The 23,934-nt window shown below is 63.3% G+C and carries 24 protein-coding genes; 14 read left to right on the plus strand and 10 right to left on the minus strand.

All coding sequences use genetic code 11. From position 1 onward, the window contains the following. Positions 1 to 181: 181 nt before the first annotated feature. Entirely contained in the window at positions 182 to 376 is a 195-nt protein-coding gene (locus J6497_RS00965; protein WP_225702352.1) for a hypothetical protein, read from the plus strand. Here J6497_RS00965 and J6497_RS00970 read toward each other — a convergent pair. From J6497_RS00970 to J6497_RS00980, 3 genes are all read right to left on the minus strand, one after another. Beyond that, a complete protein-coding gene (locus J6497_RS00970) occupies positions 363 to 1,370 on the minus strand; it encodes a Bug family tripartite tricarboxylate transporter substrate binding protein (RefSeq protein WP_225702353.1) in 1,008 nt (335 codons plus the stop codon). The two genes, J6497_RS00965 and J6497_RS00970, sit on opposite strands and share 14 nt — an antisense overlap. Positions 1,371 to 1,468: 98 nt before the next feature. Continuing rightward, positions 1,469 to 2,443, minus strand: a complete 975-nt coding sequence (locus J6497_RS00975) for a TAXI family TRAP transporter solute-binding subunit (RefSeq protein WP_225702354.1) — start codon at positions 2,441 to 2,443, stop codon at positions 1,469 to 1,471. Between the two features lie 16 nt (positions 2,444 to 2,459). After that, on the minus strand, positions 2,460 to 4,499 hold the full coding sequence (locus J6497_RS00980) for a TRAP transporter permease (protein WP_225702355.1): 2,040 nt from the start codon (positions 4,497 to 4,499) through the stop codon (positions 2,460 to 2,462). Positions 4,500 to 4,706: 207 nt separating this feature from the next. Here J6497_RS00980 and J6497_RS00985 point away from each other — a divergent pair, with 207 nt between their 5' ends. The 9 genes from J6497_RS00985 to J6497_RS01025 all read left to right on the plus strand — a co-directional run bounded on the left by J6497_RS00985 (position 4,707) and on the right by J6497_RS01025 (position 11,851). Then, positions 4,707 to 5,510, plus strand: a complete 804-nt coding sequence (locus tag J6497_RS00985; RefSeq protein WP_225702356.1) for an SDR family NAD(P)-dependent oxidoreductase — start codon at positions 4,707 to 4,709, stop codon at positions 5,508 to 5,510. Between the two features lie 370 nt (positions 5,511 to 5,880). Next, positions 5,881 to 6,594 carry a tetratricopeptide repeat protein gene (locus J6497_RS00990; protein ID WP_225702780.1) on the plus strand — a complete coding sequence of 238 codons (714 nt, stop codon included), beginning with the start codon at positions 5,881 to 5,883 and terminating at the stop codon, positions 6,592 to 6,594. 120 nt (positions 6,595 to 6,714) lie between these two features. Beyond that, positions 6,715 to 8,622 carry a propionyl-CoA synthetase gene (locus tag J6497_RS00995; RefSeq protein ID WP_225702357.1) on the plus strand — a complete coding sequence of 636 codons (1,908 nt, stop codon included), beginning with the start codon at positions 6,715 to 6,717 and terminating at the stop codon, positions 8,620 to 8,622. A 140-nt stretch (positions 8,623 to 8,762) separates the two neighbouring features. Beyond that, positions 8,763 to 9,032, plus strand: a complete 270-nt coding sequence (locus tag J6497_RS01000; protein ID WP_225702358.1) for a hypothetical protein — start codon at positions 8,763 to 8,765, stop codon at positions 9,030 to 9,032. Positions 9,033 to 9,048: 16 nt separating this feature from the next. Beyond that, on the plus strand, positions 9,049 to 9,255 hold the full coding sequence (locus tag J6497_RS01005; protein WP_225702359.1) for a DUF6494 family protein: 207 nt from the start codon (positions 9,049 to 9,051) through the stop codon (positions 9,253 to 9,255). Positions 9,256 to 9,364: 109 nt separating this feature from the next. Next, entirely contained in the window at positions 9,365 to 9,784 is a 420-nt protein-coding gene (locus J6497_RS01010; protein WP_225702360.1) for a RusA family crossover junction endodeoxyribonuclease, read from the plus strand. Then, the gene (locus J6497_RS01015) at positions 9,781 to 10,434 is read left to right on the plus strand and encodes a hypothetical protein (protein WP_225702361.1); all 654 of its coding nucleotides are present in this window, start codon (positions 9,781 to 9,783) and stop codon (positions 10,432 to 10,434) included. Before J6497_RS01010 ends, J6497_RS01015 begins: the two co-directional genes overlap by 4 nt. A 199-nt stretch (positions 10,435 to 10,633) precedes the next feature. Next, the gene (locus J6497_RS01020) at positions 10,634 to 11,365 is read left to right on the plus strand and encodes an OmpW/AlkL family protein (protein ID WP_225702362.1); all 732 of its coding nucleotides are present in this window, start codon (positions 10,634 to 10,636) and stop codon (positions 11,363 to 11,365) included. A 267-nt stretch (positions 11,366 to 11,632) separates the two neighbouring features. Next, positions 11,633 to 11,851, plus strand: coding sequence for an alkylphosphonate utilization protein (locus tag J6497_RS01025; protein ID WP_225702363.1), 219 nt, complete (start codon positions 11,633 to 11,635; stop codon positions 11,849 to 11,851). Positions 11,852 to 11,935: 84 nt separating this feature from the next. Here J6497_RS01025 and J6497_RS01030 read toward each other — a convergent pair whose 3' ends face one another. After that, complete coding sequence (locus J6497_RS01030; RefSeq protein WP_225702364.1) at positions 11,936 to 12,628, minus strand: DUF1013 domain-containing protein; 693 nt, start codon at positions 12,626 to 12,628, stop codon at positions 11,936 to 11,938. Between the two features lie 226 nt (positions 12,629 to 12,854). On the opposite strand from J6497_RS01030, the gene ispH reads away from it, so the two are divergent. Genes ispH through rnhA form a run of 3 tightly spaced genes read left to right on the plus strand, consistent with a single transcriptional unit; the run spans position 12,855 to position 15,274 of the window. After that, positions 12,855 to 13,823 carry a 4-hydroxy-3-methylbut-2-enyl diphosphate reductase gene (gene ispH / locus J6497_RS01035; protein WP_225702365.1) on the plus strand — a complete coding sequence of 323 codons (969 nt, stop codon included), beginning with the start codon at positions 12,855 to 12,857 and terminating at the stop codon, positions 13,821 to 13,823. A gap of 6 nt (positions 13,824 to 13,829) precedes the next feature. Continuing rightward, entirely contained in the window at positions 13,830 to 14,810 is a 981-nt protein-coding gene (locus tag J6497_RS01040) for a homoserine kinase (protein WP_225702366.1), read from the plus strand. Further along, positions 14,807 to 15,274, plus strand: coding sequence for a ribonuclease HI (gene rnhA, locus J6497_RS01045; RefSeq protein WP_225702367.1), 468 nt, complete (start codon positions 14,807 to 14,809; stop codon positions 15,272 to 15,274). Before J6497_RS01040 ends, rnhA begins: the two co-directional genes overlap by 4 nt. Before the next feature lie 239 nt (positions 15,275 to 15,513). On the opposite strand, the gene J6497_RS01050 is transcribed toward rnhA, so the two are convergent. From J6497_RS01050 to J6497_RS01075, 6 genes are all read right to left on the minus strand, one after another. Then, positions 15,514 to 15,999 carry a peroxiredoxin gene (locus J6497_RS01050; RefSeq protein ID WP_225702368.1) on the minus strand — a complete coding sequence of 162 codons (486 nt, stop codon included), beginning with the start codon at positions 15,997 to 15,999 and terminating at the stop codon, positions 15,514 to 15,516. A 107-nt stretch (positions 16,000 to 16,106) separates the two neighbouring features. After that, positions 16,107 to 16,661 (minus strand): DUF924 family protein, encoded by a 555-nt coding sequence (locus J6497_RS01055; RefSeq protein ID WP_225702369.1) that lies wholly within the window; start codon positions 16,659 to 16,661, stop codon positions 16,107 to 16,109. A 26-nt stretch (positions 16,662 to 16,687) separates the two neighbouring features. Beyond that, positions 16,688 to 18,376, minus strand: a complete 1,689-nt coding sequence (locus tag J6497_RS01060; RefSeq protein WP_225702370.1) for a long-chain fatty acid--CoA ligase — start codon at positions 18,374 to 18,376, stop codon at positions 16,688 to 16,690. A gap of 134 nt (positions 18,377 to 18,510) precedes the next feature. Next, positions 18,511 to 19,971 carry a D-alanyl-D-alanine carboxypeptidase family protein gene (locus tag J6497_RS01065; protein ID WP_225702371.1) on the minus strand — a complete coding sequence of 487 codons (1,461 nt, stop codon included), beginning with the start codon at positions 19,969 to 19,971 and terminating at the stop codon, positions 18,511 to 18,513. Between the two features lie 215 nt (positions 19,972 to 20,186). Beyond that, the gene (locus tag J6497_RS01070) at positions 20,187 to 21,965 is read right to left on the minus strand and encodes a glucan ABC transporter ATP-binding protein/ permease (protein WP_225702372.1); all 1,779 of its coding nucleotides are present in this window, start codon (positions 21,963 to 21,965) and stop codon (positions 20,187 to 20,189) included. Between the two features lie 234 nt (positions 21,966 to 22,199). Further along, the gene (locus J6497_RS01075) at positions 22,200 to 23,258 is read right to left on the minus strand and encodes an ABC transporter substrate-binding protein (RefSeq protein WP_225702373.1); all 1,059 of its coding nucleotides are present in this window, start codon (positions 23,256 to 23,258) and stop codon (positions 22,200 to 22,202) included. Between the two features lie 239 nt (positions 23,259 to 23,497). Here J6497_RS01075 and J6497_RS01080 point away from each other — a divergent pair, with 239 nt between their 5' ends. Then, positions 23,498 to 23,923: a hypothetical protein gene (locus J6497_RS01080; protein ID WP_225702374.1), complete on the plus strand. Its 426-nt coding sequence runs from the start codon at positions 23,498 to 23,500 to the stop codon at positions 23,921 to 23,923. The last annotated feature ends 11 nt before the right edge of the window (positions 23,924 to 23,934 follow it).

The following is a 23,934-nucleotide window of genomic DNA, read 5'->3' on the forward strand; positions in this document are numbered from 1 at the left end:
AGGCTTCGCATGGACAGGATTGAAGCTGACGCTGCAAAGCAGGACAGCGGCTCCCAAAGATAGTCCCACGGCGCGGTAAGCAGGCATTGGCGTTTCTCCCGGTTGCGCCGGCCACTGGCGAGCCGGTTTCGCGGAGCGAAATTAAGCAGGGAACAGGGTCGTTGCCAATGACCGAACTGACATGTGTGTCGGTGCCTGGCTCTATGCGCCGTTGGATGGGTTTGCCGAGGCGCCCTGTCCGGCCCATTTCCCGGCCTGCTACGGGGAGAGCAATGCTCATGAATTCGATGTTGGTGGCCGCCGCGGTGCGGCGGCCACCATGTTCGAGATCGCCGTTCGCGTGACCACGCGGCTGCCGATCGTCACTCCGGCTTGATGCCCGCGAACTTGGCGACCTTGCCCCACTTCTCGGTCTCCGCCAGCACGTAGGCCTGCATGTCTTCGGCCGAGCCGCCGGCGGGTTCGGCACCGAGCTTGCGCAGGCGCGCGATCCCGTCCTCGGTCTTGAGGAATTTGTCGATGCTCGGGTTGAGGCGGTCGATGATCTCCTTCGGCGTCTTCGCGGGAGCTGCGATCGTGAACCAGGACGCGGCGTCATAGCCGGGCACGCCAGCCTCCGCGATCGTCGGAAGATCCGGCAAGAGCGGCCAGCGCTTGGACGTGGACACCGCAAGTGGACGGATCTGTCCGGCTTCGGCGAAGGACTGCGCGGCGGGCAGGTTGTCGATCATCAGATGGACGCGGCCGGCGATCAGGTCCGTCAATGCCGGCGCGCTGCCTTTGTATGGCACATGCGTGATCTCGACGCCGGTCATTGAGCGGAACAGCTCGGTCGAGACATGGGCGGTGCTGCCGAGCCCGGGCGTGCCGTAGAACAATTCGCCGCGCTTCGACTTGGCATAGTCGATCAGCTCGGCGACGGACTTCACCGGCAGCGAATTGGTGACCGAGCAGAGATTGGGCACCCGCGCGATGATGATGACCGGCGCGATGTCCTTCAGCGGATCGAACGGCATGTTCTTGAACACGAACGGATTGATCGCATGCGTCCCCGGCGTGCCGACGAGGAAGGTGTAGCCGTCGGGATCGGCCTTGGCGACTGCGTCGGCCGCGATGTTGCCGCCCGCGCCGGTCTTGTTCTCGACGATGAACTGCTGGCCGAACTCCTCGGAGACTTTGGCCGCGACCACGCGGGCCAGGATGTCGGTGGTGCCACCGGCGGAAAACGGCACCAGGAGCTTGACCGGCCGCGTCGGCCATTCGGCGGCGCGGGCCAGGTGCGGCAGCAGCGATGCGCCGGCAACCGCGGCGGTGCCGCGCAGCAGCGAGCGGCGGCTGAGATGTGACGAAGTGAGGGTCGAAGAGGGCATTTGAAGTCCTTGAGTGATGCTGGCGGTTGCCGGCGAAAGAATGAGCGGCGCACGATGGCGCCGCTCAGCGTGCGGTCTGGAATTTGGATTGAGGCGTGCTAGCCGCCGATCCCCATTTCCTTGAAATACTTCAGCGCGCCGGGATGGAACGGGATCGGGGAGCGATCCTGCCGCTGGTTGTCGAGCGAGAAGCTTTGGGCTTCCTTGTGCACGGCGACGATATCAGCCTTCTTCTCCACCAGCGTCTTGACGATCGTATAGGCATCGTCGTTGCTCATCTTGTCGCCGGTGACGATCAGGTTCCAGACCTCGGCGATCGAGTTGTCCTTGTCGTAGCCCGGATACGAGCCGGCCTTGATCGTGCTGGCGGAATAGAGCTTGCCGTATTTGGCGTTCATCTTCTCGGCCAGTTCGCCATGGTCGATCAGTTTCATCTTGATGCCGGGGGTTGCGGCCAGATCGGTCACCGCCGCGGTCGGAATGCCGCCGACCCAGAAGAAGGCATCGATCTTGCGGTCCTTGATGGCGTTGACGGATTCGGCGACGCCGAGCCGCTCGCGCTTCATGTCCTTGTCCTTATCGAGGCCGGCGGCTTCGATGACACGGAACGCCATCACTTCGGTGGCGCTGCCGGGCGAACCCGTCGAAACGCGCTTGCCCTTGAGGTCCGCCATCTTCTCGATGCCGGTGCCCTCGACGGTCACCACATGCATGCGGTTCGGATAGACCACGAGGAGGGCCTGCAGCGGCACCTTGTTGTTCTTGAACTTGTCATGGCCCTGCAGGGCGTCGAGCGCGGCATCGGCCATGGTGAAGCCCATTTCGCTCTGCCCGGTGCCGATCAGCTTGAGATTGTCGACCGAGCCGCCGGTGACCTCGGCAGTGGCCTGCACGTTGGGAAGGTTCTTCGAGAGCACGTTGGCGACCGCGCCGCCGAGCGGATAGTAGACGCCGCCGGTACCGCCAGTGCCGATCGACATGGTCTTCTGCTGCGCGTGCGCGATGCCGGCGAAAGCGAAACCTGCTGAAATCGTCACAGCGAGTATCGCCACAGTCTTCTTCAGTTTCTTCATCTCTATCACTCCCTGACTAAATCGTAAGCGCCGGTTGCTTCGGGTTCGCCGTTCTCGCCTGCCACAGCAGCACGCCGAGACCGATGACCAGACCCGGCACATAGGTGTAGCTGATATCGCGGCCGATCATCCATTCGACGATCGCTTCGATCAAACTCGGAAACACCAGCAGCAATCCGGATAGCAGAAGCAGGCCGCGTTCGATCGGCGTAGTTTGTCGCAGGGCCCAGTTCTGGGCAAACGCGGCAAGCGCGAGTAGCCCGAGGGTCGTCTTGATCGTGATTTCAAGGATATCGATCCACGAGCCGCCTTTGGGGATCGACAGCAGCAGGCCGACGCCCTGCGGGTCGAGCACGAACACGAACGGCACCAGGAAGGCCGGCAGCGTGTATTTCCACGACTGCAGCGTCGTGCGGTAGGGGTCGCCGCCGGTGATGGCGGCAGCCGCGAACGGAGAAAGCGCTGTTGGCGGCGACACCTCCGACAGCACAGCGTAGTAGAAGATGAACATGTGTGCGGCGTAATCGGGCACGCCGAGCTTGATCAGCGCGGGCGCTGCGATCACGGCGCAGATGATGTAGGAGGCGGTCACCGGCACCGCGAGACCGATGGTCCAGACGATCAGCGAGGTGTAGATCGCGGTCAACAGGAGGCTGCCGCCGGCGTAGCTGATCACGATGGACGAGAATTTCAGGCCGAGGCCCGTCAGCGTCACGGTGCCGACGACGATGCCGGCGCATGCACAGGTGGTCGCGGCATTGAGCGCGCCGATCGAGCCGTCGGCCAGCGCCTTCATCAGCTTCGAGGGCACCAGCGCCGTTTCCCTCCGCAGGAAGCTCAGCACGAAGGTGACCACGACGGCGTAGAACACCGACAGTGACGGCGAATAGCCGATGATCATGAACACGACCACGGCGGCCAATGAGATGAAGTGAAAGCCGTAGCGCTTGGTCATTTGGCCGAGCGTCAGTTCTTGCGTGAAGCTGACGTCCTTGGCGCCGAACTTGCGAGCGTCCAGTTCGACCATGAACAGCAGCGACATGTAATAGAGGCAGGTCGGGATGGTCGCCATCCAGATCACGTCGAGATAGCTGATCTTGAGAAATTCGGCGATCAGGAAAGCGGCTGCCCCCAGCACCGGCGGCGACAGGATCGCGCCGAGGCCACCGGCCGCCAGCAATCCGCCAGCGGCGTTCTTCTCAAATCCCGCTTTGGCCAGCATCGGATAGGCCACGGTGCCGATCATCACGGTGGTGGCGACACCCGAACCCGAGGGGCCGCCGAGCAGGAACGACGACAGCACCACCGTCCTTCCCGCGCTGTTCGGCTTGCCGCCCATCAGCGCCAGCGAGAAGTCGATGAAGAACTTTCCGGCGCCGGATTGCTGCAGGAACGCGCCATAGATCGTGAACAGGATGATCAGGGTGGCCGACACATCGACCGCGACGCCGAAAATGCCTTCCAGGGTGATGAAGAGATGGCCGACCAGACGGGTCAGGTCGTAGCCGCGGTGGGTCCATGGCGCCGGCAGGTGCGGGCCGAGCATCGCGTAGGCGATGAAGAACAGCGACACCACCGGCATGATGGGTCCGGTCGTGCGCCGCGTCGCCTCCAATAGCAGCACGATGAAGACAATGCCGACGATGACGTCCAGGTGGTCGGGCGTGGTGGCGCGGTCGGTGAAATCCTCGCCGCCCCACAGCGCATAGATGATGGTTGCGACCGCAACGATGCCCGGCACGATGTCCCACCAGCGTACGCGGTTGCGAAACCGCGTAGCGAGCGGAAACAGCAGGAAGCTCAGTACCAGCGTGAAGGCGACGTGGGTATAGCGAAGTTCCTGGGTCGGAACGATCGCGTAGGCTGCATAGAGATGAAACAGGCTCATGACCACCGCGATCGTGGTCGAAATGCGTCCTGCCCAGCCCATCAGGCGGTTGGTCGCACCTTCCTCCGCCTCGACGAAGGTTTCCGCCTTCTGCAGCGCCTCCTCGGAGATCGCGACGACGTCGTCATTGGGCGACGATTTGCCTGACGGTCGGCCTTCTGCAGTCATGCTTCCTCCGGAATGCTCTCATCTAGCCCGGCGGGACGGCCGAGATACTGGGCGGCGCATTCATGCTGGTTTGGGGGAAACGTTGCAAGAGGCATCGCGCCTGCGACTTTCGGATGATGCATGCGGACTTTGCATCGGGCACATCAGCCGGATTGGGTTGACCGCGGGCGCCTGGCTGCAATACGAACTACAGCAAGGGAGAAACCAATGGATCGGCTCAAGGGCAAAATCGCGATGGTGGTCGGCGCAGGCTCGATTGGGCCCGGCTGGGGCAACGGCAAGGCGACCGCCGTCACCTTTGCCCGTGAGGGTGCCAGCGTGTTCTGTGTCGACCGTAATGCGGCTGCAGCAGAAGAGACGGCCGGCATCATCACCGGCGAGGGCGGCAGGGCGACCGCGTTCACCGCGGATGTCTCCCGTGCATCCGACATCGAGGCGATGGTCGCGGCGTGCCTGAAGACGTACGGCCGCATCGACGTGCTCGACAACAATGTCGGCATCGCCGAGATAGGCAGCGTCGTCGAGGTGAGCGAGGCGGAATGGGATCGCGTCTTCGCCGTCAACCTCAAGAGCGCCTATCTTGCCATGAAGCACGTTATTCCTGTCATGCAGAAGCAGGGCGGCGGCTCGATCATCAACATCTCCTCGATCGCCTCGATCCGCCATCTCGGCATCTCCTACGTCACCTACGCCACCACGAAGGCGGCGATGAACCAGATGACGCGCACCACGGCGGTGCAGTTCGCGGCCGAGCATGTGCGCGTGAACGCGATCCTGCCGGGCTTGATGAAAACGCCGATGGTAGCGCATTCCGCCGGCCTCGCCGCCAGCTATTCCGCGGGTGACGTGGAAGCGATGTGGCGCGCCCGCGATGCGCAAGTGCCGATGGGCCACATGGGCGACGCCTGGGATGTCGCCAACGCCGCGCTATTCCTGGCCTCGGATGAATCGAAATATGTCACCGGCATCGAACTCGTCGTTGATGGCGGGACCACCTGCAAGGTCAGTTGATTTCCGGCGCTATCGCAAATCGCGCGATGATTCGAGGTTTTTTCGGCATATAGGAACGCCTGCCGATCGCAAGGAAGGTGGGATAGGGTACGTTGATCCGTCGCGCCACCGCCGACAGTGGAATGGCGACGAGCAGCAGGACAATGGTCCATTCGAAGGTTGATACGCGTCAAATTCCCGTTGGCAGTCATAGGTCAATCTAGCATCAGTTTGCGAGCTTATGAGCAAGCGCGTAAATCGCGACAAATCTCCCGCTGTGCGCGATATGCGTCGTTTGCTACCATCGGCTCGAGATCAAGGATTCCTGCCGGACCAATCGATGCAATCCTGGCTCTTCATCCGACGCGTCATCATCGCGTCGAGTCTTTGCATGGCGCTCGCGCAGCCTGCCTTTGCAACCAGCGTCGAGCCGCTGAAGGATGTGCAGGCTGATCCCGCGCCATGCCTCACTGCTGCCGGCGCTGACGATGACGACAAGGTCGTCGATCTCTGCACGGCGCTGATCGACAATGAAAACACCGTCAAGGCCGATCGCGTCAAGGCGCTGATCGCGCGGGGTGACGCCTATGCCCGCAAGGACATGGTCGACCGGGCGATCTCCGACTACGACGCGGCGCTGGGACTGGATCGGACGCTCGCCGATATCTTCAATGCGCGCGGCGAGCTCTGGCGCAAGAAGGGCGACCGGCCCAAGGCGCTCGCTGACTTCGGCGCGGCTATCAAGCTGAATCCGGATCACGCCGCGGCGCGCGCCAACCACAAGTCTTTGGCCCTGGAATTGGAGCGGTTGGGCGCGCTGATGGCCGTTGCCGGCAAGCCGAGTTTCAATTGCGCCAAGGGCCGCCGCACAGTAGAGAAGGTCATCTGCGCCAATCCCGAGCTCGCCGACCTCGACCGCGAGATCTTTGCAGCAAATGCCAGGGCGGTCCGCGAGGCCGAGAACCCGCGAGCGGCCCGCGCCCTGCAGCGCGAGCAGGATGAATTCATCGCCCGCCGCAATGCCCAGTTCGGCCGGCCCGGCTACGACTTGCCGAAGGAGATGAAGCAGCGGCTGGAGAAGCTGAACGGGGCCGACGGGTCTTAGCTGCGGCCACCAGTCCTGCGCTTTCGGCTTGAATCCGCGCCGCTTCCCGTGACAATGGCGACAAGAACGGAACGACAATCGCCCGCCTCGTCAGGGCTGGCGACCGCCGGGAGGAACGCCATGAACATTCACAAGCGCCGCTATCACGAGGTCCATGCCCGCTCGCTGGCTGATCCCGATGGCTTCTGGGGTGAGGCGGCGCGCGAGATCGATTGGATCGAACCGGCCAGCAAGGTTTTCGACGCTTCGATCGGCGCCTACGGACGCTGGTTCACCGGGGCCGTCGTCAACACCTGCTACAATGCGCTCGACCGCCACGTCCTGGGCGGTCGCGCCGACCAGGTCGCGCTGATCCACGATTCCCCGCTCACCGGCAGCATCACGAGATTCACCTATGCCGAGCTTCTGAAGGAAGTGGAGACGCTCGCCGCGGTCATGCAGGATTTCGGCGTGGCGAAGGGCGACCGCGTTATCCTCTATATGCCGATGGTGCCGGAAGCGGTCGTCGCGATGCTGGCCTGCGCGCGGATCGGCGCGGTGCACAGCGTGGTGTTCGGCGGTTTTGCTGCAAAGGAGCTGGCCAGCCGTATCGACGACGCCAAGCCGAAGCTGATCTTTTCTGCAAGCTGCGGCATCGAGCCTGGTCGCATTGTGCAATACAAGCCGCTATTGGACGAGGCGATCAAGCTTGCCGGCGCGAAGCCGCAAGGCTGCATCATCCTGCAGCGCCCGCAGCAGTCTTGCGATCTCACCGCGGGCCGCGATCACGACTGGGCCAGCCTGCGCCGCGCTGCGCTCGATGCCGGCAAGGCCGCACCTTGCATCGCTGTGCTCGCGACCGATCCGCTCTACATCCTCTACACCTCAGGCACGACGGGAATCCCCAAGGGCGTCGTGCGCGACAATGGCGGACATCTCGTTGCGCTGAAATGGTCGATGTTCAACCTCTATGGCGTCAAGCCGGGCGAGATCTGGTGGTGCGGCTCCGACATCGGCTGGGTGGTCGGCCACAGCTACATCGTTTACGGGCCGCTGTTCCACGGCGCGACCTCGATCATGTACGAAGGCAAGCCGATCGGCACGCCCGATGCCGGCGCCTTCTGGCGGGTGATCTCCGAGCACAAGGCGGTCGCGTTCTTCACTGCGCCGACCGCCTTCCGCGCCATCCGCAAGGAGGATCCAGACGGCAAGTTCATCCGACAATACGACCTGTCGAAATTCCGCACGTTGTTCCTTGCCGGCGAGCGCGCCGATCCGCCGACGCTGGAATGGGCGGAAGCGCAACTGAAGGTGCCGGTGATCGACCATTGGTGGCAGACCGAGACCGGCTGGTGCATCGCCGGCAATCCGGTCGGGCTTGGCATGCTGCTGGTCAAGCACGGCTCGCCGACGGTGCCGATGCCGGGCTATCAGGTTGACGTGGTCGATGAAGCCGCGCGTCCGGTGCCCGCGGGCACCATGGGCTCGATCGTGATCAAGCTGCCGATGGCGCCCGCCTGCCTGCCGACGCTGTGGGAGCAGGATGAGCGCTTCAAGGAATCTTACCTCTCCGAATTCCCCGGCTACTACAAGACGTCCGACGCTGGCTACAAGGATGAGGATGGCTACGTCTGGGTGATGGGACGCACCGATGACATCATCAATGTCGCCGGCCACCGGCTCTCCACCGGCGGCATGGAGGAGATCCTGGCCTCGCATCCCGATGTTGCCGAATGCGCCGTGCTCGGCGTCAAGGATGCGATCAAGGGCGAAGTGCCCTGCGGCTTCCTGGTGCTGAAAGCCGGCGTCGGCCGTCGGCCCGCCGAGATCGAGCAGGAGATCGTCGCATTGGTGCGCGAAAAGCTTGGGCCGGTCGCCGCCTTCAAGCTCGCGATCACTGTCGGCCGCCTGCCGAAGACACGCTCCGGAAAGATTCTCCGCGGCACCATCAAGAAGATCGCCGATGGCGAACCATGGACCATGCCGGCCACGATCGAGGACCCCAAGGTGCTCGACGAGATCGGCGACGCGCTGAAGGGGAGGGTGTGACCGTCGGGATCGTCATGCCCGGGCTTGACCCGGGCATCCATCAAGATCGGAGAAGCTGCCATCTTTTCGATGGATTGCCGGGTCATCCCCGATCAGGTCGGGGACGGGCGCCCGGCAATGACGAAAGAGGGAAACCACGCATGCGACGTTACTTCGCCAGATCCTACATCGTGCTGTTCCTGCTCGCGCCTCTGCTCGTGGGCTGCCTCGAGCGGAGAACGGCGCCGCTGGCCGATGCGGCGGGCGATGACGACGCGTTCTGCCGCGCCAACAACATCGAGCAGGGCTCGCCCGAATATGTCGCCTGCCGCAAGGATCGCGACGTCCAGAAGCAGCATGCCGAAGCGCGCGCCGACCGCCGTCAGCGCAATCTCGGCGAATACATGCTGAACAATCCAGTGAGGCCATGAGCAGAGGAGGAACGTCATGAACGAGGACGTCTTCAACGAAAGCCTGCGCCGATTTCTCAAGCGCGTCGGCATCACCTCACAGCGCGAGATTGAGAAAGCCGTACGCGACGCCATCGGAGCCGGTAGCCTCAAGGGCAACGAGAAGCTGACGGCGAAGATGACGCTGACGATCGATGCCGCCGGACTAAAGCACGAGGTGACGGAAGAAATCGCGCTCTCATGAAGCCAGCATCTGTTGAGGGCCGTTGAGGCAAATCAGTTGAAATGGAACCGGGCCTGTGCGAGCTTCGGGCTTCGTGAATTGACAGTGTTTTGGCCTTCAAAGTGCGGCGATGAGCGTGGAAATCGAGTTTCCGCTTGAATTCTTAGTGGCCGGAACCCCCGTTTCCTTATCTGCCAAGCGCCGGGAGTCAGTCGATCAATGGAAGGCGCGCGTTATTGACGCAACGCGAGCGGTCCTGCCGGAGGGCCATTTCGCGACGGAAGGCCCGGTCGCGGCAACATTGTTCTATTTTCCGGCTGCCGAGATGGCCGGTGATATCGATAACATTGTCAAGCCTGTGCTCGATGCATTGGGCAAGCACGTCTACGTGGACGATCGACAGGTTCATCGGGTGCTGGTTCAGAAGTTCGAACCTGGGAATGTCTTCGGATTTGGGACTCCTAGTCCGATCCTGCAGGACGCGCTAAATAGAACAAAACCCATCTTATATGTTCGGTTGTCGAACGATCCATTCGAGGATCTGACATGACGAGTGTCCCTGGAAGCAGCGAAGCCGAAGTGATCGAAAGTCTCCTGCCCCGCTATCAGGCGGAGGGATTTGACGTTTACATAAACCCCTCTCCCTCGATCCTTCCGCCCTTTATGCAAGAGTATAGACCGGACGCCATCGCTCTCAGAAAGGACAAGAAGATCGCAATTGAGGTTGTCGGCTCAAACACAAGCTCCACTCAGAAGATAAAGACGCTCCAGTCTTTGTTTGCCGATCGTGATGACTGGGAGCTGAAGGTATTCTACGCATCACCCGCAGCTTCCGGCAAATTGCTGGAGATCGCTTCGACTGCCGCAATTAGCGAATCGATTCAGCGTGTGGATGATTTGCGTAATGCCGGCCATCCGCTACCCGCTATCGTGATGGCATGGGCGACGCTTGAAGCTATCGGCCGAGCTTTGCTTCCGGATCAATTCCAGCGGCCGCAAACGCCTGCGCGTCTCGTAGAGGTACTTGCGTCCGCAGGATATGCTACACCAGAAGAAGCCGATACGTTGAGGGCAGCAATCGTGGTCAGGAATGCAATAGTTCACGGACAACTCGACTCCAAGGTTAATCCTGAACTGCTCGACGGTTTCGTTGTTGTCCTGAAGACATTGGCGAAGCTGCTGCCTGCTAAAAACAGGTAGCGACCTCGTCGATGCACGGCCACTCGTTACCCCCGCGCCTGAATCGCATCGGCGTTTTCCGTGATACTTTTGCAACGGCGCGACTTAATCGCGTCATGTCTCGTCTTATTTGATCCGCATCAAATCCTTCACCGTCCTGCTTCTGGTCTGAGAGAGGCAACGCGCGACTTTCCGCGCGGACTTGGCGATGGGGAATTTGATGAGGACAAGAACAATTTTGACGGCGTCGCTCGTGCTTGCGGCGGCGTTCGGTGGGGCCGCCATGTCGGCGCAGGGTGCGGATCTGGCGCCGGTCTACAAGGCGAAGGCGCCGCCGCCGGTGGAGACCTTCAACCCCTGGATGATCCGCCTGCGCGCGCTCGGCGTGCTGCCGGATGCAGGTGGCAGCTCGGTTAACGTCTTCGGCGTTCCGGGCCTGTCGTCGCCGAACTCGGGGCTCTCGATCAGCGATCAGGTCATCCCGGAGCTCGACATCACCTATTTCTTCACTGAGAACTTTGCCGCCGAACTTATCCTCGGCGCGACCAGGCATCACATCAGCGGGACCGGGACGCTCAACGGCCTCGACATCGGCAAGGCCTGGCTGTTGCCGCCGACCCTGACCCTGCAATATCACTTCACCGGGCTCGGCGCGTTCAAGCCGTATGTCGGTGCCGGCATCAACTACACCGTGTTCTTCAACCAGTCCGCCGCCAATACGCCGGTCGGCGGCCTTGCGGTGACGGACTTGCACATCAGCAACCAGGTCGGCGCCGCCGTCCAGTTCGGCTTCGACTACATGCTCGATCGCCACTGGGGTCTCAACGTCGACGTGAAGAAGCTGTGGCTGCGGCCCGATTACTCGGCAACCGTCAACAACGCGATTCCAGTCACGGGGCGCGCCAATATCGATCCGTGGCTGGTGGGCGGCGGCGTCACCTACAAGTTCTGACGCCGCGGGGGGCGGCGGCGCCGGGAGCCGGGCGGCCCGGCGCCGCATCCGCCAGCATGAGGTGACGGGCCAAGCCGAATTGGGCTAAAGCGCGATGAGATGAGGATGAATCATCAACGCGCTTTAGGTTGTTGTTTGAGCAGGATCTCCGCGCAAACGCTTCGCGTTTGTCGCGAGGGAAAACCGCTTCACACTTTTCCGGGTCATGCTCTAAGACAGATCGGTCAGGTATCCTCTCATCTCAGCGCGCGTCGCGGAAAGCACCACATGGACATCAAGATCAGGGATTCAAACGGCACGCTGCTCGCCGAGGGCGACAGTGTCACGCTGATCAAGGACCTGAAGCTGAAAGGCTCGTCCACGGTCTTGAAGCGCGGCACGGTGATCAAGAACATCCACCTCACCGACAACGAGGATGAGATCGAAGGCCGCACTGACAAGGTCAAGGGTCTGGTCCTGCGCACGGAGTTCCTGAAGAAGGCGTGAGGGCGCTTGCGGCATCACGCAAAACAAAAACGCGGCGGGGCGTCCCGCCGCGTTCGCGTCTCCGATACTCTAAGTGGAGGAGACTTACTCCTCCTCCGCCTTCTTGCCGCCGATCGTCTTCAGCTTGGCGAACACGGCGTCGACGTTGAGGTCTTCGCGCTGCTTTTCGGTCGGCTCGAATTCCGGTTCCTTGCGCGTGGTCTCTGAGGCCGGCAGCAGCGTGGCGCCGCCATAGGTGGAGGCAGCGGGCTTCTCCTTGGCGGCGCGCTGTACCTCGAAATCGAGCTCGATCTGCGAGCACAGGCCGAGCGTCACCGGGTCCATCGGGGTCAGCGTCGAGGTGTTCCAGTGGGTGCGGTCGCGGACGCTGGCGATCGTGGTCTTGGTGGTTCCGACCAGCCGCATGATCTGGGCGTCCTTCAGTTCGGGGTGGTTGCGGACCAGCCAGAGGATCGCGCTCGGCCGTTCGTGGCGCCGCGACACCGGGGTGTAGCGCGGCCCCTTCCGCTTGGCGGCCGGCGGCAGCGCCACCTTGGTCTCGCCGAGCTTGAGGCGGTGGTTCGGGTCTCTTTCGCCCTTTTCGATCTCGTCGCGGCTCAATTGGCCGGTCGAGATCGGATCCATGCCCTTGATGCCTTGGGCGGCGTCGCCGTCGGCGATGGCACGGATCTCCAAGGGGTGCATCTTGGTGAAATCGGCGACTTGGTCGAAGGTCAGCGCGGTGTTATCCAGCAGCCAGACGGCGGTCGCCTTGGGCATCAGAGGTGCGTTGCTCATGGCAAATCTCCTTTGTGCTTCGCCCACCTCTTTGGAGGCGAAACCGGGGGTCATCAGCGATGACGGGGAATTAAGCGCTATATAATCCTTCGGGTACCGGTGGCGCAATGGTTCTGCTAGAGTGCCTTGACACCGTCCAAAACCGAGCCCAAGTCGAACCAAAGTCCTAGCCAACTGACCGTTCCCTGCCCGCCGGCGAGGGGTGATTCGGTCGCGAGATCGCTCCATGCCAGCCAAACCAGACCTGAGAATCGTGCTTTGTTCGCCACGCGGCTTTTGTGCCGGGGTGGTCCGGGCCATCGACACCGTGGAACGGGCACTGACCATTTACGGCGCGCCGGTTTATGTCCGGCACGAGATCGTCCACAACAAATATGTCGTTGACGGCCTGAAGAAGAAGGGCGCGATTTTCGTCGAGGAACTCGCCGAAATTCCTAAAAATACCACCGCGCCGGTGGTATTTTCGGCCCACGGGGTCCCGAAATCGGTTCCGGCGGATGCGCAGGCGCGCCATCTGTTCTCGCTGGATGCGACCTGTCCGCTGGTCACCAAGGTGCACCGGGAAGCCGCGATCCATTTCAAGCGCGGCCGGGAGATCCTCCTGATCGGGCATTCCCACCATCCGGAGGTGGTCGGCACGCTCGGCCAGTTGCCGCCGGGCGCCGTGACCCTGATCGAGACCGCCGAGGACGCCAAGACCTTCACCCCGAAGGACCCCAACAACCTCGCCTTCGTGACCCAGACCACGCTGTCGATCGACGATACCGCCGAGATCGTCACCTTGCTCAAGGCGCGTTTTCCCAACGTCAACGGGCCGCACAAGGAAGACATCTGCTACGCCACCACCAACCGCCAGCTCGCGGTGAAGAAGGTGGCGCCAGTGGTCGATGCGCTGATCGTGGTCGGCGCACCGAATTCATCCAACTCGCAGCGCCTGCGCGAGGTCGCCGAGCGTGAGGGCTGCCCGATCGCGGTGCTGGCGCAGCGCGCCAGCGACATCGACTGGGCGCGCTTTGAGGGCATCAAGAGCCTCGGCATCACCGCCGGCGCCTCCGCGCCGGAAGTAATCGTCGAGGAGATTATGGACGCGTTCGCCGAGCGCTATACGCTTCATGTGGAGACGGTTTCGGCCGCAGAAGAGAACGAGTTCTTCCCGCTGCCGCGCTCGCTGCGTCCCGAAGCCGCCGCCGAGTAGTCTCTTATGGCGGTCTACACCGACGTCGCCGCCGAAGAGCTAGCGGAATTCCTCAAAGGTTACGACATTGGCGATCTCCTCTCCTACAAGGGGATCGCCGAGGGCGTCGAAAATTCCAACTTCCTGCTGCACACCAGCCGCGCCGCGTTCATCCTGACGCTCTACGAGAAGCGCGTCGCGGAAGATGACCTTCCCTATTTCCTGTCGCTGATGGCGCATCTCGCCGAGCGCGGCGTGAGCTGCCCGCAGCCGGCGCGAAATCGGAACGGCGAGGTCTATAGCCGGCTCGCGGGACGGCCGGCCGCGATCATCAACTTCCTTGAGGGCATGTGGCCGCGGCGGCCGAATGTCGGACATTGCGGCGCCGTCGGCGAGGCGCTGGCGAAGATGCATCTTGCCGGGATAGATTTTCCGATGTTCCGGAAGAATCCGCTCTCGGTTGCCGGCTGGCGGCCGCTGTTCGATCTCGCGAGCTCCCGCGCCGACAGCGTGCAGGTGGGGCTGCGCGAATTCGTCGAACGCGAGCTTGAATATCTTGAGGCGAATTGGCCGACCGATCTGCCGGTCGGCGTCATCCACGCTGATCTGTTTCCGGACAACGTGTTCTTCCTCGGCGACAGGCTGTCCGGCCTGATCGACTTCCCGTTCTCCTGCAACGATATCCTGGCTTATGATGTGGCGATCTGCCTCAACGCCTGGTGCTTCGAACCGGACCATTCCTTCAACGCGACGAAGGCGCGCGCGCTGCTCAATGCGTACGGCCGGGCGCGGCCGTTGTCGCAAGGAGAGCAGGCGGCGCTGCCGCTGCTTGCGCGCGGCGCCGCGTTGCGCTTCCTGCTGACGCGGTTGGTCGATTTCCTCAACGTGCCGCCAGGTGCGCTGGTGAAGCCCAAAGACCCGCTGGAATATGTGCGGAAGCTGCGCTTCCAGCAGAGCGTGAAGACGCTCAGCGACTACGGCGTGACGCAGGCAGGGTGCGTGGCGTGAGCGAAAAGCCGCATGTCACGATCTTCACCGACGGCGCCTGCTCCGGCAATCCCGGCCCGGGCGGCTGGGGCGCTATCCTGAGATTCGGCGACGTCGAGAAGGAATTGAAGGGCGGCGAGACCCACACCACCAACAACCGCATGGAATTGATGGCGGCGATCTCAGCGCTGGAGGCGCTGAAGAAGCCCTGCGTGGTCGATCTCACCACCGACAGCCAATATGTCCGCCAGGGCATCACCGGCTGGATCTTTGGCTGGAAGCGGAACGGCTGGCGTACGGCCGACAAGAAGCCGGTGAAGAATGTCGAGCTATGGCAGCGGCTCGATGCCGCGCTGAAGCCGCACGACGTGCGCTGGCACTGGATCAAGGGTCATGCCGGCCACGCCGAGAACGAGCGCGCCGACCAACTCGCCCGCGACGGCATCGCCATGGCGCGGCTGAAGGAGAAAGTGGGCGGCTCGTAGGGTTTTGTAGGGCGCCTCGTAGGATGGGTAGAGCGAAGCGAAACCCATCATCCGCGAAGGCTGCGACCAAGCCGATGGGTTTCGCTGCGCTCTACCCATCCTACGGGAGTCCATCATTGCGAGCGGAGCGACGCAATCCATTTCGCCGATTGCGGCGGCATGGATTGCTTCTTCGCGGAGCCTGTCATCGGGCCCGCCAGAGGCGGGACCCGTTGGCTCCTCTCAATGACGCTATCAGCTCACAGCTGCGCCAGCAGCGTATCGCCGCCGGAGACCTCGACCTTGCCCGGCGCGGGCTCGAGGTTGAGCTTCTTCACCACGCCATCCTCGATCAGCATCGAATAGCGCTTGGAGCGGATGCCGAGACCATTACCCGAAGCGTCGAGCTCCATGCCGATCGCCTTGGTGAAATCGGCATTGCCGTCGGCGAGGAACAGCGCCTCGTTGCGCTGATCGGTATCGCGCTTCCAGGCGTTCATGACGAAGGCATCGTTGACCGAGACGATCGCGACGGTGTCGACGCCCTTGTCCTTGATGGCGTAGGCATTGAGGAAGATGCTTGGCAGGTGCATCTTGTGGCAAGTGCCGGTGTAGGCGCCGGGCACGGCGAACAGCGCCACCTTCTTGCCCTTGAAGACATCATCGGTGGTCCGCACCTGCGGACCTTCCTCGGCCATCACGCGAAACTTGGCATCGGGCAGCTTGTCGCCAACTTGGATCGTCATCGTCCATTCTCCCTGAATGAGCTGGAGTTTTGTAGACCGTGCAGCCTGCGGGCACAATATCGCGAGCCTCAAAACCGCAACGGCCGCGCGCCTTCACCGTTCCGTCATCATCCCAAGAATCCGCCTTCGTCGAGAAAAGCCTGCTCATCGGGCGTGGTCGCGCGTCCGAGGATGCGGTTGCGGTGTGGGAAGCGCCCGAACCGCCGGATGATATCGGCGTGGTGCTCGGCGTATTTCAGCTGCTCCGTGTTGCCGACATGGCGGAACAGCTCGATGCAACGAAGCTGGTCGGGCAGATGCTCCGAATGCATGAAGGGCAGATAGAGGAATTCGAGCAGGTTGGGATCGATCCGCAAATCCGCGCCGCGGTCGATGGCGCGGCGCGCCACCTCGCGCGCCAGCGCGTCGCTAGAATAGGTCTGGGCGTCGCCGCGGAACATGTTGCGGGGAAACTGGTCGAGCACGATGACGAGCGCCAGCGCGCCGTCATCGCTTGTTTCCCAAGACGATAATTCGCCGCCCGCCGCACTCTGCCACAGCTCGAAATAGCGGTCGCGTATTTCCGCATCGAACGCGTCGTCGCGCGCGTACCAGCGGTCGCGGCCGGCCGCGCGCCAGAATGACAAGATTTCGGCCGGCGTGATGTCGCGACCGTCAGGCATGGTCCCAACGTCCGCTCGCGCGCGGCTTAAGCCGCAGCCGCCGGCTTGTTCTCGTCGCGCAGTTCGCGGCGCAGGATCTTTCCGACATTGGTCTTCGGCAGCTCGGTCCTGAACTCGACCTGCTTCGGCACCTTGTAGTTGGTGAGCTGGGTGCCGCAGAATTTGATGACCTCCTCGGCGGTCAGGCTCGGGTCCTTGCGGACGATGAAGGCCTTGACCGCCTCGCTGGTCTTGGCGTCGGCGACGCCGATCACCGCGCATTCGAGCACGCCCGGATGGCTCGCGATCACTTCCTCGATCTCGTTCGGATAGACGTTGAAGCCGGAGACCAGGATCATGTCCTTCTTGCGGTCGACGATCTTGGTGTAGCCGTTCTCGTCCATCACGCCGATGTCTCCGGTGCGGAAATAGCCGTCCGATGTCATCACCTGCGCGGTCTCGTCCGGCCGGTTCCAGTAGCCCGCCATCACCTGCGGGCCCTTGGCGCAGATCTCGCCGGCCTGTCCGAGCGGCAGTTCATTGCCGTCATCGTCGCGGATCGAGAGATAAGTCGAAGGCACGGGCAGGCCGATCGAGCCAGAGAACTTGTCGGTGTCGGCGGGGTTGCAGGTCAGCGTGGGCGAGGTCTCTGATAGCCCGTAGCCTTCCGACAGCGCGCAGCCGGTCACCGCCAGCCATCTCTCGGCCACCGGCTTTTGCGTCGCCATGCCGCCGCCGAACGAGGTCTTCAGCTTCGAGAAATCGAGCTTGTCGAAGCCAGGCGTGTTCAACAGGCCATTGTAGAGCGTGTTGACGGCGGGGAAGCTGTTGATCTGGTATTTCGCGAGCTCCTTGACGAAGCCGGGCAGGTCGCGCGGATTCGGGATCAGGAGGTTGACGCCGCCGGCGCGCACCGCCAGCAGGTAGCAGGCGGTCAGCGCGAAGATGTGGTAGAGCGGCAGCGCGCAGACGATGAAGAGCTGGTCGACATGCGGCGGCTTCTTCAGCGCCGGCTGCAGCCAGGCGTCGTTCTGCAGCACATTGGCGACGATGTTGCGCTGGAGCAGGGTGGCTCCCTTGGAGACGCCAGTGGTGCCGCCGGTATATTGCAGGAAGGCGACATCATCGGGCGTGATCCTGGGCCGGTTGAGCTTCAGACCGCGGCCTGCGGCGACAGCGGTGTTGAACGGAATGGCGCGCGGGATCGAGAACGGCGGCACCATCTTCTTCACCCGGCGCACCACCAGATTGACGATCACGCCCTTGAAGCCGAGCAGGTCGCCCATGCTACCGACGATGACATGCTTGATCGACGTCTTGCCCAGCACCTGTTGCACGGTGGCGGCGAAATTCTCCAGAACGATGATGGCTTCCGCGCCGGAATCCTTGAGCTGGTGCTCGAGCTCGCGCGGGGTGTAGAGCGGGTTGACGTTGACGACGGCGTATCCGGCACGCAGTACGGCGGCGGTCGAGATCGGATACTGCAGCACGTTCGGCATCATCAGTGCGACGCGCGCGCCCTTTGCAAGGCCCAGGCTCTGTAGATAGGCGCCGAGCGCAGTCGACATCTCGTCGAGCTCGCGATAGGTGATCGCCTTGTCCATGCAGATGAAGGCCTTGCGGTCGGCGAACTTCGCAAAGCTCTCCTCGAGCAGCTCAACCAGCGATGAGTATTGCGTGACGTCGATGTCGGCGGGCACGCCGGCCGGATAGTGCTTGAGCCAGATGCGCTCCATAAAAACCCCCTCTCCTCGTCTCCGGTCCGCGGCCCGGACTGCCTTCTTTTGGGCAGTATTGGGCTAGCCGGCCGCCGATGGCAAGCCGGCCGCGCTCCTTCGACGCATCAGCAGATCGGGATGTTGCGGCGCAGTTAACTGGCTGGCTTGCTGTCGTTCTTCGGCTTCGCGACAGCCTTGGGCTTGGCCGGTTTGGCGACGGGCTTGTTGTCGCCCGCGGCGGCAACGGGCTTCTCCGAAGGCTTTGCGGCAGCGCCGTCCGACTTGGCACTCGCGTGCCGGGCGGCGGCAGGCTTCGCCGCCGCTTTCGCGTCCGGCTTGGCGGCCTGCTTGGTATCCGCCTTCGCCTGCTTTGCGTCCGCCTTGGCGTCGGACTTGCCATCCGATTTGCTGTCGACGGAGGCGTCTGGCTTCTTGCCCGCGACGTGCGTCTTCTTCTTGTTCTTGCGCGGCTTTGGCGCGTCCTTTTCGGCGTCCGCTGCGACGGCGGCGATCAGCGCCGCGCCCGTCCGGGTCGGGCCGGTATAGACCACGACCGGCTCGGAGGGCTCCGCAGGCTGTGCCAGCAAGTCGGCCGGCTTGAAGACCGGCGGCGGCAGGGCGGCGGCGAAGAAGGTCGCGCCGGTCTCGCCGCTGCTGCTGGTGCTCGCGACCGTGTCCTCGTCTTCGTCAGTGGCGGGCCGCTTGCGCTTGGGGCCGCACATCTCGTCGCGCAGGTTCGGCGGCGAGGCGTCGATCGGCGCCAGGTTCTCCACCGTGCCGAGCGAGGGCCTCAGCCACGACAGGCCATTACCGGCAAAGCCGCGGTCGAGCAGTTGCGCGGCGCGCACCGCGCGCATGCGGCCCGACGAGGCGCCGAGCACCACCGCGATCAGCCGCTTGCCGTCGCGCGTCGCCGACGCGACGAGGTTGTAGCCGGAGGCGCAGATGAAGCCGGTCTTGAAGCCGTCGGCGCCGGGATAGCGGCCGATCAGGCGGTTGAAATTCTGCGTGATCCGGCGGCCGAAGCGGATCGAGGGGATGTGTACGAAATATTCGTATTCGGGGAGATCGCGGATGATGGCGCGGGCGAGGATCGCAAGGTCGCGCGCCGAGGTGATCTGGCCGTCCGCCGGCAGCCCGTTCGGATTGACGTAGCTCGTCTGGGTCATGCCGAGCTTTTGCGCGGTGCCGTTCATCATCGCGGAAAAGCCGTCGATCGATCCGCCGACGCCTTCGGCGAGCACGACCGCCATGTCGTTGGCTGACTTCACCAGCATCATCTTCAGCGCATTGTCGACGGTGACCTGCGTGCCCGGACGGAAACCCATCTTCGACGGTGACTGCGAGGCCGCCGTCGGCGAGACCGTGAGCAGCGTGTCGAGCGAGATGCGGCCTTCCTTCACCGACTTCAGCGTCACGTAGGCCGTCATCAGCTTGGTGACCGATGCCGGATACCAGGGCATGGTCGCGTTGTCGGCCTGCAGCACCTTCCCCGTATCGGCTTCCACGACCAGCAGCGCCTCCGCATTGCTCGCGCGTGGCGCGAGAGCGAGGGCCGCCGCGGCGACGAAGAGGAGAAGCGATGGGCGAAGCAGCGGGCGAAGAAGGTGCACTATCCTGGTCCGGTCCTGATTGAAGAGCCGCCTTGAACAAACGGCAAGGTGGGCTTTCAGATGTGACGTTCGGGTTTCAAGCGTGTCCGGCGCGGGCGCATCTTGCGGTGGTGCAAACCCTATACCGGGTCTCCTTTGGAGAACAGAGGCCGGCCGATTTAATCGTGGACGAAATCGGCTGAATTTCGACAATTCCGTGGCCGACGGACCGCAGCCTATTCTGCCTGCAGGCTGGCCCGCGCGTTCTCCTGAACCATGAACTGGGCCCGCGCCAAATCGGCAAAACGGCCGCCTTTCGCGACCAGCTCATCGAAAGTTCCGCTTTCGATCACCCGGCCATTGTCGAACATCAGGATGCGGGTGGCGTGGCGGATGGTGGAGAGGCGATGCGCGATCACGAAGGTGGTGCGGCCCTTCATCACTTCATCGAGAGCGGCATTCACCTTGGCCTCGGTGACGGCGTCCAGCGCGCTGGTGGCCTCGTCCAGGATCAGGATCGGCGGGTCCTTGAGCAGCGCGCGGGCGATCGAGAGGCGCTGCCGCTCGCCGCCCGACAGCATGCGGCCGCGCTCGCCGGCATGGGTGTCGAATCCCTTGTCGCTGCGCTCGATGAATTCCAGCGCCTGCGCCCGCTCCGCCGCGACGCGCAGTTCCTGATCCGTCGCGTCGGGTTTGCCGACGCGCAGGTTCTCTGCGAGCGATCGGTTGAACAGCAGCGCCTCCTGGAACACGACGCCGATGTTCCGTCGCAACGCGGTCAGCTTCAGCGCGCGGATATCCATGCCGTCGATCTTGATGATGCCCGACTGCGGATCGAACGCGCGGTGCAGCAGCGCGATCGCGGTGGACTTGCCGGCGCCGGTCGGGCCGACCAGCGCAATGGTCTGGCCGGGCAGCGCGGTGAAGGTCAAATCCTCCACCGCCGGCCGCTTGCCGTCATAGGAAAAAGAGACGTCGTTGAATTCGACGAGCCCCGACAGCCGGCCGCTGTCGATCGCGCCGGGACGGTCGCGCACCGCCGGCACCGCATCCAGCACGTCGAAGAATTCCTTCAGGCGCGGCGCTTCCATGAACACGTTGTTGATGAAGCTCACCACCTGCTCGAGCTTCTGGATCAGCATGGTCGCAAAGGAGACGAACATCACGATCTCGCCGACCGAGGTCAGCCCCTGCTGGTTCAGCACGATGCCGACCGTGAAGATCGCAAGCACGGTGATGGTGGTGGAGGCGCGGGTGATCACGGTCACCAGCGCCCACCATGACAATACCGGCATCTGCGCGGCGAGCAGCTTGTCGGCGACGAAGCGCAGGCCCTGCACTTCCGAATCGATGCGGACGAAGCTCTGCACCAGCGCGACATTGCCGAGCGCGTCGGAGGCGCGCGCGGAAAGGTCGCTGTAATGCTCCTCGACCTCGCTCTGCATGCCATACGTCTTGCGCACCACCAGCGTGGTCAGCACGGTGAAGACGACGCAGAGCGCGAACAGGAGGATCGCAAGCCGCCAGTTGATGTAGAGCGACAACGGCAACAGCACGACCAGCGACAGGATCGCGGCGAAATGCTCGCGGAAGAAGCTGAGCCAGAGCCGCCACAGCGCGTCCGTGCCGTTCAGCATCACCTTCATCAGCCGTCCCGAATGGGTTCCGGTGTGGAAGGTCAGCGGCAGTTGCAGGATGTGCTCGAAATAATCGGTCAAAACCGCCTGCCGCTGGCGATGCGCGAGCCGGTCGGCATGCAGCGCCACGATGGCATTACACCCGATCGTGAACAGGCCGAACGCAACCCAGGCCGCGAGCAGCGGCCATGGCGAGGCGGAGGCGATCAGGCCGGTGACCGGCTTGCCCGAGAGCACGTCGACGATCTTGCCGAACAGCACCGGCTCGGCGAATTGCGCGACGGCGAGCAGGAGATTGGCGCCGGCCAGGATCCAGCCGAGCCGCGCCTCCTTGCCAAGCAATTCGAGAACGCGAACGTAAAGACGAAGCAGTGACATGCCCTATTCTAATCCGGGATCGCAGCTGAGAACCAGAGCGCGATGGTTAGCGAAAGATATTATCCACGTTGTGTGACTACGGTCCCGTGGGCCATGCTCTTGCCCCTCATCCTGAGGAGCTTGCGCAGCAAGCGTCTCGAAGGATGAGGCACCCGCTGGTGCCTGCGGCCCATCCTTCGAGACGCGCGCATGCGCGCTCCTCAGGATGAGGTCAGCGAGCGTGGAAAAATTTACTCAATTCACCACACGCGCGTCGGCTGGCGGCAGGAATGCGTCGTCGAAGACGTCTGATGCGGTCGGCCGCTTCTGGAATTTGAAATCCTCCGCGATCTGATCGATCGACCGCTCGAACCTCTTCGCATCGATGCCGCCGATGCCGTGCTGCTTCACTTCCGCGGTGAGGATGTTGTCGCCGATGATGGCGCGCAGCCGCTCGGATTCCAATTCGCGCGAGCCGGCATCCATGCGGCTTACCACCTCGGTCACCGCTCGCGCAGGCTCCTTGATTGCGAGATGCGTTCCCGTGATCACCGCACGCACAAAGCCCTTCACGACCTCGGCATTGGCGGTTGCCAATTTCGGGTTGACGATCAGCGCGGCGCCATAGGCCTCGCAGCCGTATTCGGCGAAGCGCAGCACCGCGAGATCGTCCGCCGGCACGCCGCGGTCGCGCAGGTTGATCGGCGACAGGTAGGAGAAGCCGGTGACCGCGTCGACCTGTCCCGCCGACAGCATCGGCTCGCGCACCGCGGCGCTGATGCTGCTCTGCTTCACGCTTGCCGGCTTGATGCCGTTGTGCCTGGCGACCGCAGGCCACAGCCGGATCGAGAGATCGCCCTCGGCAACGCCGAGATTCTTGCCCTCGATGTCGGCGAGTGCGCGGATGCCGCGGCTCCTGCGTGCGATGATGGCGTAGGGCGCGTGGTTGAACAGCACGAAGATCGCCTTGACCGGTGGCGCGCCATGCCGGTCGCGCGCGCGGATCAGCATGTTGATGTCGACCAGCGCGAAATCGCTCAAGCCCGAACTGACGCGCGCGATCGCATCCTGTGATCCGCCGGCGATGTTGGTGGTGACGGCGAGCCCCTCCGCACTGAACGATCCGCCGACGCCTGCCATCACGAAGGACGACACCGCCGCGTCGATCGGGTGATCGAGCGTGAGCTGGATCGCGATCGGCTGCTTGGCATCGCTCGCGTTCTGTGCGCGGCTTGCGCGAGACCACAGGCTGCTGCCGAGGCCGATCGCAAGACCCAGGAAAGTTCGGCGGCTCGGAGTCCTGATTGCGCGCATGATCATGTCGAAAGGCGCGAGACAATCTGTCGCGCGGGCTAGGTCTGTTTCTTGACACCGAACGCGCGTTTTCGCCCGCCCAGCGGTGCCATTCTGCCGCTTGTAACCTGAATGCTTGATGACTGCCACGATTTCGCCAGGGATCGTTCAGCCTGCATTCGGTTTGGGGAACTTAGGATCATGCCCGTGGTTGGCTATCAGCGGCCCGACGGGCCGAGCTTCCACGGAGGACTACTCAGATGTTTGCGCGAAAAGGTGTGTTTTCATCGATCGGTCGCGCCGCCGCGCTGGCTACCGTCGCGGCGGTCGCGCTGACGGCGGTCGAGCCGTCGATGGCCTATGCGGGCTCGGCCCCGAAGGCCAAGGAAGTCACGGCGCAGACCGGCAGCAGCGGCGTCACCGATATCAGCGCCCGCCGGCGACATTATCGCGGCGGCGGTGGTGGCGCGGCTGCAGCGGCAGCCTTTGCCGGCATCGTCGGCACCGGGCTCGCGATCGCCGCCGCCCAGAACCGTCGCGCCTACTATGACTCGTACGGCTACTATGGCGGTGGCCCGGTCTACTATGGCGGTCCGACCTACTATGGCGGCGGCCCGTATTATTACGGCGGTGGCTATGGCAGGGGCGTGCCGTATTATCGCGGTCACCCGCTCGCGAGCTGGTAAACACGATTTTG

The sequence above is a fragment of the Bradyrhizobium cenepequi genome, assembly GCF_020329485.1.
Taxonomy (GTDB): Bacteria; Pseudomonadota; Alphaproteobacteria; order Rhizobiales; family Xanthobacteraceae; genus Bradyrhizobium; species Bradyrhizobium cenepequi.

Coding starts and splice junctions, on each gene's coding strand:
- J6497_RS00965 (WP_225702352.1), top strand. CDS start 182: ATGTGTGTCGGTGCCTGGCTCTATGCGCCGTTGGATGGGTTTGCCGAG.
- J6497_RS00970 (WP_225702353.1), bottom strand. CDS start 1,370: ATGCCCTCTTCGACCCTCACTTCGTCACATCTCAGCCGCCGCTCGCTG.
- J6497_RS00975 (WP_225702354.1), bottom strand. CDS start 2,443: ATGAAGAAACTGAAGAAGACTGTGGCGATACTCGCTGTGACGATTTCA.
- J6497_RS00980 (WP_225702355.1), bottom strand. CDS start 4,499: ATGACTGCAGAAGGCCGACCGTCAGGCAAATCGTCGCCCAATGACGAC.
- J6497_RS00985 (WP_225702356.1), top strand. CDS start 4,707: ATGGATCGGCTCAAGGGCAAAATCGCGATGGTGGTCGGCGCAGGCTCG.
- J6497_RS00990 (WP_225702780.1), top strand. CDS start 5,881: ATGGCGCTCGCGCAGCCTGCCTTTGCAACCAGCGTCGAGCCGCTGAAG.
- J6497_RS00995 (WP_225702357.1), top strand. CDS start 6,715: ATGAACATTCACAAGCGCCGCTATCACGAGGTCCATGCCCGCTCGCTG.
- J6497_RS01000 (WP_225702358.1), top strand. CDS start 8,763: ATGCGACGTTACTTCGCCAGATCCTACATCGTGCTGTTCCTGCTCGCG.
- J6497_RS01005 (WP_225702359.1), top strand. CDS start 9,049: ATGAACGAGGACGTCTTCAACGAAAGCCTGCGCCGATTTCTCAAGCGC.
- J6497_RS01010 (WP_225702360.1), top strand. CDS start 9,365: ATGAGCGTGGAAATCGAGTTTCCGCTTGAATTCTTAGTGGCCGGAACC.
- J6497_RS01015 (WP_225702361.1), top strand. CDS start 9,781: ATGACGAGTGTCCCTGGAAGCAGCGAAGCCGAAGTGATCGAAAGTCTC.
- J6497_RS01020 (WP_225702362.1), top strand. CDS start 10,634: ATGAGGACAAGAACAATTTTGACGGCGTCGCTCGTGCTTGCGGCGGCG.
- J6497_RS01025 (WP_225702363.1), top strand. CDS start 11,633: ATGGACATCAAGATCAGGGATTCAAACGGCACGCTGCTCGCCGAGGGC.
- J6497_RS01030 (WP_225702364.1), bottom strand. CDS start 12,628: ATGAGCAACGCACCTCTGATGCCCAAGGCGACCGCCGTCTGGCTGCTG.
- ispH (WP_225702365.1), top strand. CDS start 12,855: ATGCCAGCCAAACCAGACCTGAGAATCGTGCTTTGTTCGCCACGCGGC.
- J6497_RS01040 (WP_225702366.1), top strand. CDS start 13,830: ATGGCGGTCTACACCGACGTCGCCGCCGAAGAGCTAGCGGAATTCCTC.
- J6497_RS01050 (WP_225702368.1), bottom strand. CDS start 15,999: ATGACGATCCAAGTTGGCGACAAGCTGCCCGATGCCAAGTTTCGCGTG.
- J6497_RS01055 (WP_225702369.1), bottom strand. CDS start 16,661: ATGCCTGACGGTCGCGACATCACGCCGGCCGAAATCTTGTCATTCTGG.
- J6497_RS01060 (WP_225702370.1), bottom strand. CDS start 18,376: ATGGAGCGCATCTGGCTCAAGCACTATCCGGCCGGCGTGCCCGCCGAC.
- J6497_RS01070 (WP_225702372.1), bottom strand. CDS start 21,965: ATGTCACTGCTTCGTCTTTACGTTCGCGTTCTCGAATTGCTTGGCAAG.
- J6497_RS01075 (WP_225702373.1), bottom strand. CDS start 23,258: ATGCGCGCAATCAGGACTCCGAGCCGCCGAACTTTCCTGGGTCTTGCG.
- J6497_RS01080 (WP_225702374.1), top strand. CDS start 23,498: ATGTTTGCGCGAAAAGGTGTGTTTTCATCGATCGGTCGCGCCGCCGCG.